This window comes from Terrisporobacter vanillatitrophus, from assembly GCF_051148895.1.
Taxonomy (GTDB): Bacteria; Bacillota; Clostridia; order Peptostreptococcales; family Peptostreptococcaceae; genus Terrisporobacter; species Terrisporobacter vanillatitrophus.
The window spans coordinates 2,959,859-2,978,282 of sequence record NZ_CP154625.1 but is presented as its reverse complement, the minus strand read 5'-3'; the positions used below and the strand labels follow the sequence as shown (position 1 = coordinate 2,978,282).

The 18,424-nt window shown below is 28.3% G+C and carries 19 protein-coding genes; all 19 read left to right on the top strand.

From position 1 onward, the window contains the following. Positions 1–8 precede the first annotated feature (8 nt). Positions 9–1,259 (top strand): UDP-N-acetylglucosamine 1-carboxyvinyltransferase, encoded by a 1,251-nt coding sequence (gene murA / locus TVTCOM_RS14780; RefSeq protein WP_434797033.1) that lies wholly within the window; start codon positions 9–11, stop codon positions 1,257–1,259. A gap of 121 nt (positions 1,260–1,380) precedes the next feature. Then, the gene (locus TVTCOM_RS14775) at positions 1,381–2,115 is read left to right on the top strand and encodes a cell division protein FtsQ/DivIB (RefSeq protein ID WP_434797032.1); all 735 of its coding nucleotides are present in this window, start codon (positions 1,381–1,383) and stop codon (positions 2,113–2,115) included. A 439-nt stretch (positions 2,116–2,554) separates the two neighbouring features. Further along, entirely contained in the window at positions 2,555–3,721 is a 1,167-nt protein-coding gene (gene ftsZ / locus TVTCOM_RS14770) for a cell division protein FtsZ (RefSeq protein WP_434797031.1), read from the top strand. 295 nt (positions 3,722–4,016) lie between these two features. Then, complete coding sequence (locus tag TVTCOM_RS14765; protein ID WP_434797030.1) at positions 4,017–4,844, top strand: sigma-E processing peptidase SpoIIGA; 828 nt, start codon at positions 4,017–4,019, stop codon at positions 4,842–4,844. Positions 4,845–4,884: 40 nt separating this feature from the next. Continuing rightward, positions 4,885–5,604, top strand: a complete 720-nt coding sequence (sigE, locus tag TVTCOM_RS14760) for an RNA polymerase sporulation sigma factor SigE (RefSeq protein WP_434799753.1) — start codon at positions 4,885–4,887, stop codon at positions 5,602–5,604. Positions 5,605–5,691: 87 nt separating this feature from the next. Beyond that, a complete protein-coding gene (sigG, locus tag TVTCOM_RS14755; RefSeq protein WP_074915187.1) occupies positions 5,692–6,465 on the top strand; it encodes an RNA polymerase sporulation sigma factor SigG in 774 nt (257 codons plus the stop codon). Between the two features lie 116 nt (positions 6,466–6,581). After that, on the top strand, positions 6,582–6,851 hold the full coding sequence (locus TVTCOM_RS14750; RefSeq protein WP_434797029.1) for a YlmC/YmxH family sporulation protein: 270 nt from the start codon (positions 6,582–6,584) through the stop codon (positions 6,849–6,851). 25 nt (positions 6,852–6,876) lie between these two features. Continuing rightward, positions 6,877–7,335 (top strand): transcriptional regulator NrdR, encoded by a 459-nt coding sequence (nrdR, locus tag TVTCOM_RS14745; protein ID WP_434797028.1) that lies wholly within the window; start codon positions 6,877–6,879, stop codon positions 7,333–7,335. Between the two features lies 1 nt (position 7,336). After that, positions 7,337–8,047: a peptidoglycan editing factor PgeF gene (gene pgeF, locus TVTCOM_RS14740; RefSeq protein ID WP_434797027.1), complete on the top strand. Its 711-nt coding sequence runs from the start codon at positions 7,337–7,339 to the stop codon at positions 8,045–8,047. Between the two features lie 12 nt (positions 8,048–8,059). Further along, positions 8,060–8,749: a winged helix-turn-helix domain-containing protein gene (locus TVTCOM_RS14735; RefSeq protein ID WP_434797026.1), complete on the top strand. Its 690-nt coding sequence runs from the start codon at positions 8,060–8,062 to the stop codon at positions 8,747–8,749. Between the two features lie 16 nt (positions 8,750–8,765). Continuing rightward, positions 8,766–10,049 (top strand): HAMP domain-containing sensor histidine kinase, encoded by a 1,284-nt coding sequence (locus TVTCOM_RS14730; RefSeq protein WP_434797025.1) that lies wholly within the window; start codon positions 8,766–8,768, stop codon positions 10,047–10,049. A 109-nt stretch (positions 10,050–10,158) separates the two neighbouring features. Further along, on the top strand, positions 10,159–11,100 hold the full coding sequence (locus TVTCOM_RS14725; RefSeq protein WP_434797024.1) for a YIEGIA domain-containing protein: 942 nt from the start codon (positions 10,159–10,161) through the stop codon (positions 11,098–11,100). 23 nt (positions 11,101–11,123) lie between these two features. Continuing rightward, entirely contained in the window at positions 11,124–12,056 is a 933-nt protein-coding gene (locus tag TVTCOM_RS14720; protein WP_434797023.1) for a YIEGIA domain-containing protein, read from the top strand. Beyond that, positions 12,057–12,257, top strand: coding sequence for a capping complex subunit for YIEGIA (locus tag TVTCOM_RS14715; RefSeq protein ID WP_434797022.1), 201 nt, complete (start codon positions 12,057–12,059; stop codon positions 12,255–12,257). A 146-nt stretch (positions 12,258–12,403) separates the two neighbouring features. Next, positions 12,404–13,735 (top strand): DUF512 domain-containing protein, encoded by a 1,332-nt coding sequence (locus TVTCOM_RS14710; protein ID WP_434797021.1) that lies wholly within the window; start codon positions 12,404–12,406, stop codon positions 13,733–13,735. Between the two features lie 14 nt (positions 13,736–13,749). Further along, positions 13,750–15,075: a ribosome biogenesis GTPase Der gene (gene der / locus TVTCOM_RS14705; RefSeq protein WP_434797020.1), complete on the top strand. Its 1,326-nt coding sequence runs from the start codon at positions 13,750–13,752 to the stop codon at positions 15,073–15,075. A gap of 18 nt (positions 15,076–15,093) precedes the next feature. Next, the gene (plsY, locus tag TVTCOM_RS14700) at positions 15,094–15,702 is read left to right on the top strand and encodes a glycerol-3-phosphate 1-O-acyltransferase PlsY (RefSeq protein ID WP_434797019.1); all 609 of its coding nucleotides are present in this window, start codon (positions 15,094–15,096) and stop codon (positions 15,700–15,702) included. 25 nt (positions 15,703–15,727) lie between these two features. Beyond that, positions 15,728–16,750: an NAD(P)H-dependent glycerol-3-phosphate dehydrogenase gene (locus TVTCOM_RS14695; RefSeq protein ID WP_434797018.1), complete on the top strand. Its 1,023-nt coding sequence runs from the start codon at positions 15,728–15,730 to the stop codon at positions 16,748–16,750. Positions 16,751–16,843: 93 nt separating this feature from the next. Next, complete coding sequence (gene spoIVA, locus TVTCOM_RS14690) at positions 16,844–18,319, top strand: stage IV sporulation protein A (protein WP_434799752.1); 1,476 nt, start codon at positions 16,844–16,846, stop codon at positions 18,317–18,319. Positions 18,320–18,424: the final 105 nt, after the last annotated feature.

Genomic DNA, 18,424 nt, shown 5'->3' with positions numbered 1-18,424 from the left:
GGTTCATTTTGTCTAAATATCTAATAACTGGTGGAAACAAAATACACGGAACCTTAAGTATAAAAGGGGCGAAAAACTCCATTTTACCATTAATGGCTGCATCCTTATTGAATGAAAATATTAATATTATTCATAATGTTCCATTAATAGCTGACGTATATACAATGATAGAGATATTAAAAAGCATAGGGTGTAAAATTGATTTAAATGACCATGTATTAGTAATAGATAGCTCTAATCTGACATCCAATGAGATAGATGAAGGATATGTCAAGAAAATGAGATCTTCTATTATTGTACTTGGAGCTATGATTAGTAGGTTAGAGCAAGTTAAAATATATGAGCCAGGGGGTTGTGCAATAGGTAAAAGACCTATAGATTTACATCTAAACTCTTTTAGAAAACTAGGAGTGAAAATAGAAGAAGGTTCGATTATAAACTGTGAAAGAAAAGAAATTATAGGAAATGATATAATTCTTGATAGTCCAAGTGTAGGTGCTACAGAGAATATTATTTTAGCAGCTGTGAAAGCTAAGGGAACGACTAGAATATATAATGCAGCAAAGGAACCAGAAATAGAGGACCTGCAAAATTATGTGAATAAAATGGGAGCTAAAGTTAGTGGAGCTGGAAGTGATTTTATAGAAATACAAGGCGTAGATAGACTAGATAAAGTAGAGCATACTGTTATTCCTGATAGGATTGCAATAGGGACTTATATGGTTGCCAGTGCAATAACAGGAGGATCTTTAGAAGTAGACAAAATAGTAAAATCTCATATGGAACCTATAAATAATACTCTAATAAAAGCAGGATGTGATATTGAATACACTAAGGAAGGACTAATTGTAACTTCGCCAAAGAGAATAAAAGCAATAAATTTTTTAAAAACAGACATACACCCTAATTTCCCAACGGATATGCAAGCCCAAATGATGGCTCTTATGACATTGAGTGATGGAAATAATATTTTTTATGAGACAATCTTTGAAAATCGTTTTATGCATTGTAGCGAACTTAATAAAATGGGAGCAAATACAGAGATAATAAGTGCTCATTTATGCAAAGTAAATGGAGTTGATAAATTATATGGTGCAAAAACTAAATCACCTGATCTGAGAGGCGGGGCAGCTTTGATTTTGGCAGCACTTGCTGCTGAGGGAGAAAGTGAAATTAGTAATATATATCATGTGGAAAGAGGGTATGAAAATATAGAAGCTATATTAAACAACTTAGGAGCAGATATTAGGAAAATATAAAGGGTCTTTTAGGCCTTTTATATTTTTGTCATAATTTGCTAATTAAAATAAAAAACTTTTGTAGGAGTTTAAAGAGTGAAAGAAGTATTTTATATATAATAAAAATTAAGGAGGGGTGTGTTTGAAAAAAAGAAGAAAGATAAATACTAATAAACTTATGGGAATTTTATTTTTTTCTTTGCTACTAACATTAGGAACATGTTTCTTCTTAAAAAGTGACTTCTTTTTTTTAAAACAAGTGGTGATAAGTAATAATAAGTATTTGTCACAAGAGGATGTCAATAACTTATTGAGTTTAGAAAAAAATAAGAATATTTTTTTCTATGATTTACAAAATTTAGAGAACAGAGTTAAAGAAAGTCCCTATGTTAAAGATTGTAATATTAAAAGAAAGGTACCAAACAAGCTTATAGTGGATGTAAAAGAAAAGAATATTATTGGATCTTTGTATAACGGTAAATCTTATTGCTATATAGATGATCAAGGAAAACTTGTAGATGAATTAAAAGAGATAAAAAATGATGAATTAGTTATTTCTATTGCTTATACATTAAATAATAAAACTTTAAAATTTGATAATGCAAATGATAAGAATAAACTTATAACACTATATAAAAAATTAGATGAGGAAAACATACTTTTACAAATTAAAACAGTTAATTTTACAAAAGAAAAAGAAATTATCATGAAGGGGAAAACAGGGCTTACTATATGTCTTAATAAGGATAATAACATAGAAAAAAACATAGCAAAGCTTAGCAAGGTTATGATAGATTTGCAAAATAGAAAAGAGTTTTATGGAAAGGTAGATTTTACTTATGACAAATATTTACTATATAGTCCATATTCAGATTAATAAAATTATTTAAAAAATAGAAAAAATGCATTAATATTGTGAAAAAATCACTTGAATATTACCACAGTTTCACAGTAAAATTTAAAGTAGATAAATGTTGTAAATTAATTACAAAAAAATGTTTTCGTAAGCATAATAGATAAATATTTGAAATTTTTCATAAAATTAGGAAATATCTATTTTCAAATCATTGATATTAAGAGTATAATAATATAGAGAATAAGACGCTTTTATATTATATTATTTTAAAAAATATTTATCCATATTATTTGACAATATACAATACAGATTGCTAAATATCTATTTTACATATTTAATAACAAGAATAAGAATTGGTATTTTTATGGAACAAGATAGTAATTTAACAAAAAATACAAGTAAAATGGTATAATCATAATACATGACTGTTTAATTCAGAAGATAGGGAGGTTAAAAAATAATGAATAATAATAGAATTGATATAGAAACAGACAACAATGATGCTGTTATAAAAGTTATTGGTGTTGGTGGCGGTGGAAACAATGCTGTTAACAGAATGATAAGAGAAGAAGTAAAAGGAGTAGATTTTATTTCTATAAATACAGATAAGCAAGCACTATTATCGTCTATGGCAGAAAACCAAATTCAAATCGGAGAAAAGTTAACTAGAGGATTAGGTGCGGGAGCTAAGCCAGAAGTAGGAAAAAAAGCTGCTGAAGAAAGTAGAGAACAAATAGTAGGATTACTTGACGGAACAGATATGGTATTTGTTACTGCAGGTATGGGTGGAGGAACTGGAACAGGTGCTGCACCAATAGTTGCAAAATTAGCTAAGGAAATGGGGATACTTACTGTAGGTGTTGTAACGAAGCCTTTTGGATTTGAAGGTAAAATAAGAATGAAAAATGCTGAAGAAGGTATAAAAGATTTAAAAGCTAATGTGGATACGTTAATAACAATACCTAACGATAGACTTTTACAAATAGTACAAAAGAATACATCAATGGTGGATGCATTCTCTATAGCAGATAATGTATTGAAGCAAGGTATACAATCTATATCTGACTTAATAAAAATGCCAGGACTTATAAACTTAGACTTTGCCGATGTTACTTCTATAATGAAGGACAAAGGGTTAGCTCACATGGGTATAGGTACTGCTAGTGGAGAAAATAGAGCTATAGAAGCTGCTAAAGAAGCTATTCAATCTCCATTATTAGAAACTTCTATAAAAGGAGCTAAAGGAGTATTACTTAATGTTGCTGGTGGAGCTAATTTAACATTATTTGAAGCTAATGCAGCATCAAGTTTAGTTACAGAATCATGTGATCCAGAAGCAAATATAATATTTGGTACATCTATAAGAGAAGATTTAGGAGAAGATATTACTATAACTGTAATAGCAACAGGATTTGAAACTAATCCATCTCAAGGATTTGAGGATTCATTTAAAAATAGAGGTACTAATAGACCTTCGGAAATAGCAACTAAGAAAGCTAATGTAGAAGAAGTTGTTGTAACAAAAGAAGAAAAAGTAGAGGAAAAAGTGGAAGCTAAAAAGCCAGATCATGATATAGATGATGATTTACCACCAATTCCAGTTTTCTTGAGAAGAAATAGAAAATAATTTATATACATAGTCAAATAAGAAGCTTAAGCTTCTTATTTTTTTGTTATAATATTTATTCATGTTGCATATTATTAATTATAAAGAAAGTTATTAATTATAACAAATTATGAACAATATATGTTTTTTTATACTAATTAAAAAGAAGTAAAATATTATTTAAAAAAGGAAAAAGAAGAATTTTTCCTTTTTTTGTGTTTTTTTATATTAAAGTAATTGAGTTTCGACTGTTAAAAGTGACATATTATTTTTTTATACTAGCTTATAATATAAACATAAAAAGGGGGAGTAATTAATGTATTTAGATCTTTACATTATTGAAAACCTATTAATAAATTATATTATTATAAGTTGTACTTCTATACTTACAAAAAATACAAATTCTTATAAAAAAAAAATAATAGGAGCAATAGTTGGAACTATTTATTGTGTGATTTATTTACTTCCAAGGTTTTATTTATTATATACATTACCCTCAAAAGTAATATTTATTGTAATTATAGGATTAATATCATTTGTTTATAAAGATAAAAATGAATTTATAAGAATACTTACCATATTTTTTTTAGTGAATTTTTTTATCTGTGGAAGTACATATTTTATAATTTATTTTACAGGTATAGAACATATAAAAATCTCATTTATAATAGTTTCTGTATATATTAGTTGTCTTATACTAAAGAAAATATATTCGGATATTACGTTCATCAATCATATTAAAGAATTTACTAAAGAAGTGACAATTTCGCTTCTTGGAGAAGAATTTAAGTGTATTGCATTTTTAGATAGTGGAAACTTACTAAAAGATCCTTTAAGTAAAAGTGATGTAATTATGGTGAATTCTTCTTTATTAGAAAAGTATCTGCCTGAAAATTATAATTATGAATATGTTGATGTACTCTTAGTAGAGGAAATGATCAATAATTTAAGTGAAGATATATCATCTAGGATAAGGCTAATTCCTTATAATCATGCTACTAGTAATAAGACTAGTATGATACTGGGATTTAAAGCCGACTATTTACAAATCGATAATAAAAAGATAGGAAACATTGTACTTGGTATATCTAATTTTAAAGACGACAATTATAATGTCATATTAAATCCAAGTATACTTTCTTAGATCTAAAAACGGGGGAGGGTTATAATTGAAATTAACATTAATGAAAATGAAGTTGAAAATAAACTCTTGGGTAGTAAAGATAGGATCTAAATTAGGTATAATTAAACCTAATGGCATGTATTACATGGGCGGTGTAAATATACTGCCTCCACCTTTAAAGCCAGATGAGGAAAGATTGTTAATTGATAGACTTGAAAAGGATGATGATGTAAAAACTATTTTAATAGAAAGAAATCTTCGATTAGTAGTGTATATTTCTAGAAAGTTTGAAAATACAGGTATAGATGTTGAAGATTTAATATCAATAGGAACCATTGGACTTATAAAGGCCGTTAATACATTTAAATCCAATAAAAATATTAAATTAGCAACTTATGCATCTAGATGTATAGAAAATGAAATATTAATGTACCTTAGAAAAAATAATAAAAAAAAGGCAGAAGTTTCATTCGATGAACCTCTAAATACTGATTTAGATGGTAATGAATTGTTACTATCAGATGTATTGGGCACAGAAAATGATGAAATATATAAAATTATTGAAGAGGAAATAGATAAAAATTTATTATTTATGGCTTTGGATAAATTATCAGATAGAGAAAAGCAAATTATGGAATTAAGATTTGGTTTAAGTACAAGAGGAAATGAAAAAACACAAAAGGAAGTAGCTAATATCCTTGGTATATCTCAATCTTATATTTCTAGACTTGAAAAGAAAATTATTAGTAGGTTAAAAAAGGAAATGAAAAAGTTTGTATAAATTAAATAAAATCTCGATAAAAGTATAAAAATATATGATATGTAAATAATTTCATATAAAGAATCTTTTAAGAGAGGACTGAAACTTATGCAAATTAATAAGGTTGAAATCTGTGGTGTAAATACATCAGAATTGCCAGTTCTTAAAAATGCTCAAATGATGGACCTTCTAGTTAAAATTAAGGCAGGCGATGAAGAAGCTAGACAACAGTTTGTTAGGGGTAATTTAAGACTAGTTCTAAGTATCATTCAAAAGTTTAACAATAGAGGAGAAAATATTGACGACTTATTTCAAATTGGTTGTATCGGTCTTATAAAAGCTATAGATAATTTTGATTTAAGTCAAAATGTTAGGTTTTCAACTTATGCGGTTCCAATGATAATAGGTGAAATAAGAAGATATTTAAGAGATAATAATCCTATAAGAGTTAGTAGATCATTAAAAGACATTGCTTATAAAGCTCTTCAAGTTAGAGAAAAATTAATCAGAAGCAATTCAAAGGAACCAACAGTTTCAGAGATAGCAAAGGAGTTAGAATTAGATGTGGAATCTGTTGTTATGGCACTAGATGCTATACAAGATCCTATATCTTTATTTGATCCTGTGTACCAAGATAATGGAGATGCCATATTTGTAATGGATCAAGTTCAGGATAAAAAAGATACTGATGAGCACTGGCTTCAAGAAATAGCATTAAAAGAAGCAATAAAAAAACTTAATAACAGAGAAAAACTTGTATTGGATTTGAGATTTTATAAAGGTCGTACTCAAATTGAAGTAGCAGATGAAATAGGAATATCTCAAGCACAAGTTTCAAGAATTGAAAAAAATGCACTGAAAAATATGAGAAAGTACATTTAATTATGATTAAATATTAAGAATAAATCCTTAGTAGAAGAATACTAAGGATTTTTTTGCATAAAAATTATTAAGAGAGAAATATATTTTTTTTGTATTTTTAAGGAGGATGTTATAATATGATAAGAGTATCTGATATAATGGATAAAGAAATTATCAATGTAAAAAATGGAAAGAAAATGGGTTTTATTACAGACATAGACATAGATGTTAATGAAGGCAAAGTTGTATCTTTTTCAACTACAGGAGAAAGTAGTGGGGGATTTTTTTCTAGAGGAATGGATGTAGATGTGATATTTTGGAATGATATATTAAAAATAGGATGTGACACAATAATAGTAAATATAGGCTCAGAAAGAAAATTAGACATTGATGAAATAAAAATTTAAACTAACTTAACTAAGGAGGAATATTATGCAATGTCCTTATTGTAACTATAAGGAGTCTAAAGTTGTAGACTCAAGACATACAGATAGCAATTCTATTAGAAGAAGAAGAGAGTGTGAATCTTGTAAAAAAAGATACACAACTTACGAAACTATTGAAACAACACCTGTTATGGTGGTAAAAAAAGATAATACAAGAGAGTATTTTGATAGAGAAAAAATAAAAAATGGTCTAATAAAATCTTGTGAAAAGAGACCAGTTTCAATTGATCAAATTGAATGTGTAGTATCTTATATAGAAAATGAAATAAATAAAAATTATATGACTGAGATAGAAACAAAAATAATTGGTGAAATGATTATGGACAAACTAAAAGATATAGATGAAGTATCTTATGTTAGATTTGCATCTGTTTATAGACAATTTAAAGATATAAATACTTTTGTAAATGAATTAAAAACAATATTAATGGAGAAGGATAAATAAAATGAAAAACTACATAACTGTAGATAGAATAGAAAAAGAATTAGATTTTGTGAATTTAGTTATAACAACAACTAATATAGATGCAAAAAACGAAGATGATTTATTTAAGACATTTACACGAGAAGAATTTAATTTAATTAATTTAACAAGGAATTCTCAAATTCATTCTAGTATTGTTAATAAAATTGATGAAAATAATATAGGTCAGAGGATAGATGGAGATGCTTTAATTACTAATATTCCTCAAATTCCATTATTAATATTAACAGCAGATTGCGTGCCTATTATAATTATTGATCCGGTTAATAAAGCCGTAGGGGTAGCTCATGCAGGGTGGAGAGGTACTTATGATAATATAAGTGAAAAAACTTTAGAAAAAATGACAAACAATTATAATTCTAACCCAAAAGATTTAATATGTGTAATAGGACCATCTATAGGTCCATGCTGTTATGAGGTTTCAAAAGATTTAGTTGAAAGATTTAACACAAATTTAGCAAATCATGCAGGAAAATTCGATATAATAAAAGATAATAAATATTATTTGGATTTATGGAAAATTAACGAACTTATGTTAAAGGATTGTAAAGTTAAAGAAGAAAATATAATAAATCTTCAAATATGTACTAATTGTAATCATGATAAATTCTATTCTTATAGAAAGCATGATAAAACATCAAAGAGAATAGGAACGATGATTCAAATTAGATAGGGAGGAATAATAATGAGTACTAAGATCCTTGTGATTGATGATGAAGAGCATATAGTAGAACTACTACAATTTAATTTAGAAACATCAGATTATATTGTAGACTATTCTTATGATGGATTTGATGGTTTTTTAAAAGCAAAGGAAAATAAACCAGACTTAATACTACTTGATTGGATGTTACCAAATATAAGTGGTATAGACGTATTGAAGAAAATAAGGGGAGATAAGGATCTTAAGAACATACCTGTTATTATGCTTACAGCTAAAAATATGGAAAGTGATAAAGTTGAAGGCTTAGTAGGTGGTGCAGATGATTATATAACAAAACCTTTCAGTATTAAAGAATTATTAGCTAGAATAAGCTCTGTTTTAAGAAGATATAATATGAATTCGCCAAGAGAAGAAGAAATATTAACAGTAAAAGATATAAAACTAGATTTAATAAAACATGAAGCAACTAAAAATGGAGAAAAACTAGATTTAACTCTTAAGGAATTTGATTTATTAAAAATTTTACTTCAAAACAAAGGGAAAGTTTTATCTAGAAACTTTTTATTAGATAAAATTTGGGGATATGAGTTTTATGGTGAAACTAGGACAGTAGATGTTCATATTAGATATTTAAGAAAAAAAATAGAAAGTTCAGATAGTAATGAAAAATATATTGAAACTATTAGAGGAATAGGATATAAAATAGAGTAAGAAATGGAGAATATATATGGAACCTGTTAGCAGTTTTTACTTTTTTATTATGTTACTAGCTTGTAGCGTGGCTATACTTCTATATAGATACACTATAACGATAAGAAGATTTTTAAAAAGTTTCATTAAATTATCAAAGAAAGTAAGTAATAAAGAATTTCATTCAAGATTACAAACATCAGCTAGAGGGGAATTAGGAGAGCTTGCTAGGAACTTCAATTTTATGATGGAAACAATGGAAAATACACTTGAAGAAGTTGAGTATAAGCATCTTCAACTTACCTCAGTGCTTAAAAGTATTTCACATGGAATTATAGTTATTGATATTGATGGTAATATTATTTTGATTAATGATGAAGCTCGTAAAATGATAAAAAGTAAATGTAATAGAAAAGAAGACGGGAAAAATCTAAAACAAGTAATTAAGATAGATGACATTTTAAGAGGTATAGAACGATATATTGGAAGCAAAGAAAATCATAGTAATAATGTGACCTTAGATGATGAAACTGTTTATAGAATAAAAATTGATCCTGTATATCTGCAAAACTCTAAAAATGCTATTATAGGTTCTATAATTAATATAGAAGATATAACAGAAATTGTAAAATTAGAAAATATGCGTAGAGATTTTGTGGCTAATGTAAGTCACGAACTAAAAACACCTTTAACATCAATAAATGGATTTGTAGAAACCTTAATAATGAATGAAGAGTTACCCGTAAATAAAAGAAATAGGTTTTTAGCTATAATCCAGAAAGAATCAGATAGACTAAAAAGATTAATAGAAGATATACTTTTATTATCATCAATAGAAAGCAAAAATAATTTAGTAATGGAAAATATAATACTTTATGATGTATTTAAAGAAGTATATGAGATGATAAATTATATAGCTAATTCAAAAAAAATTGATTTGCAATATAATTTTGAAGATAAAGAAATAGTAGTCCAAGCTTATGGAGATTACCTGAAACAGTTACTTCTTAATTTGATAGATAATGCTATAAAATATACTCCAGAAGGAGGGAAAGTAACTGTAAATCAATTTACAAAAAATGATGAAATAGTAATAGAAGTTATAGATAACGGAGTAGGTATTCCAAAAGAAGACCAAAGCAAAATATTCCAAAGATTTTATAGAGTAGATAAGGCTAGAAGTAGGTCTGTAGGAGGTACAGGTTTAGGTCTTGCCATAACAAAACATATTGTTCATTCTCTAAAGGGTAGCATTGGTGTAGAAAGCGAACTTGGAGAGGGTAGCAGATTCATAATAAAATTACCAAAAAAAATTTCCTAGATTAGTAGGAAATTTTTTTTATTTTTTGCACAAACTAAATTTATAGATTTTTAGAAAGTAACTTTAAATTTATTCTAAAAGTATTAAATTATTAGGAGGATTTAGTTTTATGAATGATAGTCAAATAAATGATGCTCTATTTAGACATGCTTTTATTACAGCTATGGTAATAGGAACCTTATGTAGATTTTTCGTACTAAGAGTTAAAGATAAACAATACCCATCAAGACCACAAGATTATGTAGAACAAATAATAGTGGCAGCGTTGGCAGCATCTCTTGGTTCTGTAGCTTTACCTGCATTAATAGACAAAGAGTTTTCAGCGTTAACTTTTTTAGCAGTAGGTATACAGCAGTTTCAGAGTTTATCACAACAAGAACAGATTACTTTAGAAAATATTGAAAATGATGACTTAATAGACAAAGGACAGCCATATATTGATGAAATTGCATCTACTTATGAAGCAAGAAGTTATGTTAGCTTGTTTTCGGCTTTGATAGCTTCTTTGATATACATATTTATTTCAAGAATATATGATGATAGTGTATTAATTTGTACTATTACTTCGACTATAGGAGGAATAATAGTAGCTCTTATATTTAGGAAAATTTTAAGAAGACAAAGTGTTAATGATTTAGCAGATGTATATCTAGGAAAAATAACATTTGATGGACCTCTTTTGAAAGTTAATGATGTGATTATGGGAAATATCGGACTTAAAGATAGCAGAAAAAAATATTTAGAAAAGGGAGTTGCCATAGAAATAGTGCCTAAGGATATGGACAGCTTTGGAACAATAAATGACATTGGCCAACAAAAGGCTATAATACATAATATTTACATTCAGCTTGGTATGGACAAAGATATAGATGAAAGAGATTTACTAGCTATAGCTAAAACTAATCTAAAAAAGAAATCAGTTGTAATGGTTATGATACCTTTATTGAAAGATGAAATAACTTTTATTAAAGCAGCTGGAAGCACTCCTATTATAGGTACATCAAAAGGTAAACAAAGTGCTTATAAGAAAAAACCATTACTTTTTAAATAAAAGTGATTAAAAGAGGTGAGTAAATGGACAAAATATTTTTTATAGGGTTAACAATAGGCGTTATTTCAAGATTAATAATGTTAAATCTTGATGATAAACAATACCCAACCCAACCTAATATATTAACGACACAAATAGTATTAGCTTTTGTGGCATCTTCACTAGGAGCATTATTAATTCCAGCTTTGATAAATAGATCTTATACATCAATTACATTTTTATCCTTAGCAGCAGAACAATTTAGACAAGTAAGAAGTAGTAGAAGACATTCTTTACAAGATTTGGAACCTACTCAGTTAGTTCCTAGAGGAAATTCATTTATTGAAGAAATAGCTAGAACTTATGAAATGAGAAATTATATGTGTATTGTAACGTCATTTATAACAGTTGCATGTTTCTATGGACTAAGCAATGAAACTAATATTAGTGATAATTCAGCTACAATAATAAGCACTATAATTGGTCTATCAATAGCTTTTCTTCTTAAAAAAGCATTATCAAGACAATGTATAGCTAATATAGCAGAAGTATCTATTGTAGATATTAGTTTTGTTAATGGGACTTTATTAAAAGTTGGCAACTTAAAGGGGATAACAAATGTTGGTTTAAAAAGAGATAGAGAGAGGTATTTAAAAGATGGTATAGGAATTGAAATAAGACCTAAAAATAATAGCTATGCTAATGCAGGTATTTTAAATTATCCTGGTCAAAGACAGGCAATATGCTATAATTTATATTCAAGACTTGGAGTTCTTAAAGAAAATGATGAGCCTGCCTTTACTCCTATACCAAGAAAAGATCCAGCTAGTCAAGCTATTTATATAGCGTTTATACCAATGGAAAGAGATGAAAGAAAAGTAATAGAGGCAGTTAAATCTTGCCCAATACTTGATAGTGCTAGAGGTAAAAACTTAGCATTAAAAAATCTGAAAATTGAAGGAAAGGAAATTAAATAGATGGGAAATGATATAGGTATCAATTCATATACCTTGGCGGTAATAACTACAGATAAAAATATGAGTATATCAGGAGGATGTCCTCTATTTTATGCAAGTGATGATGATGACATGCAAAATAAAGCTTTATTAGTTGCAAAATGTGTGGATGGTATGGTTCATCAAATAACTGAGGAAATTCTTATAGTAGTAAGACATTAAGGTACCTTAGGGGTACCTTTTGTTAATTTATAAGATGGGAGTGTAGATACAAGTTGACTAATTTTTTTAAATCATGTATGATTAAATGATGTATTTACATCTAAAATTAGATAATACATTTATGTGGAAAAGTGGTGATATGCAAAATGGAAGTAAACGTAAAAAATATTAATAATATAGTAAGTAAAGTTTATAAGGATAGTATTGCAGATGAAATAGGTATTGAAGTTGGTGATATACTTCTATCTGTAAATAAAGAAAGAGTTGAAGATATAATTCAGTATAGATTTTTAATAAGTGAAGAATATATTGAGCTAGAAATTCAAAAACAAAAAAATGGAAAGATATATTTATACGAAATTGAAAAAGATTATGATGAAGAACTAGGCATAGAATTTACTAATCCTATAATAGATAAAGCTAAAAGTTGCAGAAATAAATGTGTATTTTGCTTTATAGACCAATTACCAGAAGGTATGAGAGAAACACTTTATTTTAAAGATGATGATTCAAGACTATCTTTCTTACAAGGAAATTTCGTTACTTTAACTAATATGAGTGAGGATGATATTAATAATATAATAAGATATAGAATTAGTCCAATAAATATTTCTGTACATACTACAAATCCTGAATTAAGAAGAAAAATGATAAACAATAAATTTGCAGGAAAGCTAATAGATATAATGAGAAGACTTGCAGACGCAGGTATTGAAATGAATGCTCAAATTGTATTATGTCCAGGATATAATGATAAAGAAGAGTTAGAAAGAACATTGGAAGATTTATCAAGCTTACATCCTTATGTGAAAAGTGCAGCTATTGTTCCAGTTGGAATTACTAGATATAGAGATAATCTTGCTAGACTTGATATTTTTGATGAAAAAAGTGCAGGAGATGCTATTGATCAAATTCATAAATTACAAGAAAAATATTTGTATAAATTAAATACTAGATTTGCATTTTTATCAGATGAGTTTTATATTCTTGCAAAAAGGCCATTATTAAAATATGGTGAATATGAGGGATTTGACCAATTTGAAGATGGTGTTGGAATGATAACAAAAATGGGAACGGAAATTGTGCAATATTTAGATACAATTTCTGATATTAAATTGTGTAAAACAAAAAAAGTATCCATTGCAACAGGAAAATCTGCTCATGAATTTATGTGCCGTATGGCTAATAAAATAATGGAGAAATTTAAAAATATAGAAATTAATGTATATAAAATTAAAAATAATTTCTTTGGAGAAACAATAACAGTTAGCGGACTTTTAACGGCTACTGATTTAATCGATCAATTGAAAAATGAAGACTTAGGTGAAGCATTGTATATTACTAGGTCTATGATGAAAGCTGATGAAGAAATTTTCTTAGACAATATAACTTTAAAAGAATTAGAAGAAAAATTAAATTTAGAAGTAGTACCATGTGAAAATGAAGGTACTGATGTAGTAGACAAGATAACTAAATAGGAAGGAGAATAAATATGGATAATAGACCCATAGTTGCAGTAGTAGGTAGACCAAATGTTGGAAAATCTACGTTATTTAATAAATTAGCAGGAAAAAGAATATCAATAGTAGAGGACACACCAGGTGTTACTAGAGATAGAATATTTACAGAAGTAGAGTGGTTAAACAAGTACTTCACATTAATAGACACAGGAGGAATTGAGCCTGAAAATGACGATATAATACTAACTCAAATGAGAAATCAAGCAATGCTTGCTATGGATATGGCTCATGTAATAGTGTTTGTTGTTGATGGAAAAAGTGGAATAACTTCTGCAGACAGAGAAGTAGGATTAATGCTAAGAAAGACAAATAAACCAGTTATTTTAGCTGTAAATAAAATAGATAATATAAACTTAGAAGACAATATATATGACTTCTACGAATTAGGACTGGGACAGCCACATCCAATATCAAGTGCCAATGCTATGGGGCTTGGAGATTTATTAGATGAAATAGTTGAAAACTTCCCAGAAGGATTAAATACTGAGTATAACGAAGATATAATAAGAGTTGCTATAACTGGTAAACCTAATGCAGGTAAATCATCTATCCTTAACAAAATATTAGGAGAAGATAGAGTTATAGTAAGTCCAATTGCAGGAACAACAAGAGATGCAGTTGACACATATTTTGAAAAAGGTGATCAACAGTATTTATTAATAGATACAGCTGGTATAAGAAGAAAAAGTAAGGTATATGAAAGAGTTGAAAAATTCTCAGTACTTAGAGCTATGTCTGCAGTGTCTAGAGCTGATGTAGTGTTAATAGTTATAGATGCTACAGAAGGTGTTACAGAGCAAGATACAAAGGTTGCAGGTATTGCTCATGATGAAGGTAAAGCTTGCATATTTGTAGTAAACAAATGGGATTTAGTAGAAAAAGACAATAAGACACTTGGAAACTATACAAATGAGATAAGAGATATGTTCCCATTCATGAAATATGCTCCAATATTATTTGTATCAGCACTAACTAACCAAAGAATGAGCAAGATACTAGATACAGTAGATAAAGTAGCGGCAGAACACTCTAAGCGTGTAAGTACTTCTCAATTAAACGATGTAATTGGTGAAGCTGTAATGCTTAATCAACCACCATCAGATAAAGGTAAGAGGCTTAAAATATACTATGGTGCTCAAACGGGAACTAAGCCACCAAAGATTACTTTATATATAAACAGTAAAGATTTAACTCACTTCTCATACCAAAGATACTTAGAAAATAAAATAAGAGAAAACTTTGGATTTGAAGGAACATCAATGCAATTTGAATATAGGGAAAAGGATAGAAAAAGGTAGAAACTTTAGGAGGTTAATATGTTAATTTATTTAAGTATAATTATAATTGCCTACCTTCTTGGGAATATATCAACTTCATATATAGTAGCAAAGAGAATTGCTGGAGTTGATATAAGAACTCAGGGTTCTGGTAATGCGGGCTCTACAAATGTACTTAGAACATTAGGTAAAAAAGCAGGAGCATTAACTTTTGTTGGAGATGTTTTGAAAGGGTTAATAGCAGTATTAATAGCAAAGTTAATAGCTTATGGCGTTAATATAGACCAAAGCATTTGTGCTTATTTAGCAGTTGTTGCTGTTGTACTTGGTCACAATTACCCTGTCTTTCTTGGATTCAAAGGTGGTAAAGGTGTTGCAACTTCTTTAGGATCTATGCTAGGAATGAACCCTCTAGTTGCGCTAATATGTTTAGGATTTTTTATAATAATAGTAGCTATAACTAAGTATGTTTCTTTAGGCTCTATACTAGGTATTGGTTTATCTCTTATAATCATGCTTATAAATCATAATACTGAAGGTATTTTAGTTACATTGTTTTTAACCATATCAGTAGCAATAACCCATAAAGAAAATATTAAACGATTACTAAATGGTACAGAAAGAAAAATAGGACAAAAGAAAAATTAAATTACTATACTAGGTGGTGTTTATTATGAAGAAGATGTGTGTTATAGGTGCTGGAAGCTGGGGTAGTGCACTAGCTCTTAGCTTACATAAAAATAATTATAAAGTTTTCATGTGGACGAGAGATAATGATCAAGTTAAAGAAATAAATGACACTAGAAAAAATAGTAAGTTTTTACCGGATGTTGTTTTCCCAGAAGACTTAATAGTTTCTAATGATTTAGAGGAAGTTATAAAAGATAGTGAAATTGTAGTACTTGCAGTTCCATCTCAAGCAGTAAGAAGCGTGTGTAATCAAATTAAATCTTTCATTAAGAATGAGCAAATTTTAGTTGATGTGGCAAAAGGTTTAGAAAAAGGAAGTGGACTTAGACTTTCAGATGTGGTGAAAGAAGAGTTACCTAATAATCCTTATGTAACATTATCGGGACCTTCACATGCAGAGGAAGTTTCTAAATATATGCCAACCACTTTAGTTGCAGCTTGTGAAGAAATAAAATATGCTCAGGAAGTACAAGATGCTTTTATGAGCCCATCTCTTAGAGTTTATACTAATCCTGATATAATAGGGGTAGAACTTGGTGGAGCATTAAAAAATATTATAGCTTTTGGTGCAGGAATGTGTGATGGTTTAGGTTATGGAGATAACACAAAGGCAGCTTTAATGACAAGAGGAATTGCAGAAATCGGAAGACTTGGAGTTGCTATGGGAGCTAACGTGAATACTTTTACGGGACTTGCAGGTATAGGTGATTTAATTGTTACTTGTACAAGTATGTATAGTAGAAATAGAAGAGCTGGTATACTTATGGGTCAAGGTAAATCTTTAGAAGAAACATTAGATGAAGTTCAAATGGTAGTCGAAGGAATAACTGCCACAGAAGTAGCATATAAAGTTTCTAGAGATTTAAATATTGATATGCCAATAACAGAAGCTATATATTCAGTTTTGTATGAAGGTGCTAATCCTAATGAAGCTGTTCTAGAACTAATGACTAGATCAAAGAAGCATGAAATGGAAGAAGTAGTTAATAACGGCTTATTCAAATAATAGATATTTATTAAATAAGGTATAAATATATATGTAATAAAAAATTCCCTCCTGAAATATAATTAACTAAGAAATTATATGCAGGAGGGAATTATTATGAACAATATATATGAAGACATTGCTAAAAGAACTCAAGGCGACATATATATAGGTGTTGTTGGACCTGTTAGAACAGGAAAATCAACGTTTATTAGAAGATTTATGGAAACCCTTGTGTTACCTAACATAGAAAATGACTTCAAAAGAGAAAGAACTAAAGATGAAATACCTCAAAGTGGTTCAGGTAAAACCATAATGACAGTTGAGCCTAAATTTGTTCCAGCTGATGGCGTTGAAATAAAAATTAAAGACACTGTATCTCTAAAAGTCAGAATGGTGGACTGCGTAGGATACATAGTTGATGGGGCTTTAGGTCATGAAGAAGACGGAAAGCAAAGACTAGTATCTACACCATGGTCAAAAGAAGCTATGACTTTTGAAAAAGCTGCAGAAATAGGAACAAAAAAAGTTATCAAAGATCACTCTACAATTGGAATTGTAATAGTTACAGATGGATCTGTTACAGGCATTGATAGAAGTAGCTATATAATTCCAGAAGAAAGAGTCATAAAAGAATTAAAAGCATTAAAGAAACCATTTGCAGTAGTATTAAATACTAAATATCCAGATAGTGAAGAAACAGGATTTTTAAGACATGACTTAGAAGAAAAATATGCTGTTCCTGTAATACCTATGGATGTGGACCAAATGGATGAAAATGATATAGAGGAAGTTATGGAAACAGTTTTATATGATTTCCCATTAGCTGAAATTAGAATTAATTTACCAGATTGGGTAGAAGGATTACCTAATAATCACTGGATTAAGAATAATATTATTAATACTTTAAAGCAATCTATAGCATCTATTGATAAAATAAGAGATATAGATTCTGTAGTACATGGATTTAATGAATTACCTTTCTTAGAAGATTGTGAAGTAGATGATGTAAGTCTTGGTGAAGGAGTAATAAATATTGATGTATGTACAAAGCAAGAATTGTTCTATGAAATATTAGAAGAACAAAGTGGATTTAAAATTGAAGGAGACTGTCAATTACTTAATTTAATTACAAAATTATCAAAGGTTAAAGTTGAGTATGATAAGATAGAAAGTGCTTTGTGTGATGCAAAAACTTTAGGATATGGAGTTGTTGCACCATCTCTTGATGAACTTAGCTTAGAAGAACCAGAAATTATAAAACAAGGAAAACAATATGGAATTAAATTAAAAGCAAATGCACCTTCTCTTCATATAATAAAAGCAGATATTTCAACGGAAGTATCTCCTATAGTTGGAAATCAAAATCAAGGAGAAGAAATGATCAAATATTTACTTGAAGAGTTTGAACAAAATCCAGCTGAAATTTGGGAATCAAATATGTTTGGTAAATCATTAAATGATTTGGTAAAAGAGCAATTACAAAGTAAATTGTATACTATGCCTGAAGAAATAAGATGTAAAATTCAAAAAACTTTACAGAAAATTATTAATGAAGGTAGTAGTAATATAATAACTATTTTGCTATAAAAATAATTTTGATACAAAAATTCAATATTGAAATAATAAAAAAGAGCTAAATTTTGAATATAATAAATTTAGCTCTTTTTTATAAAATATAATAATTTTATATGT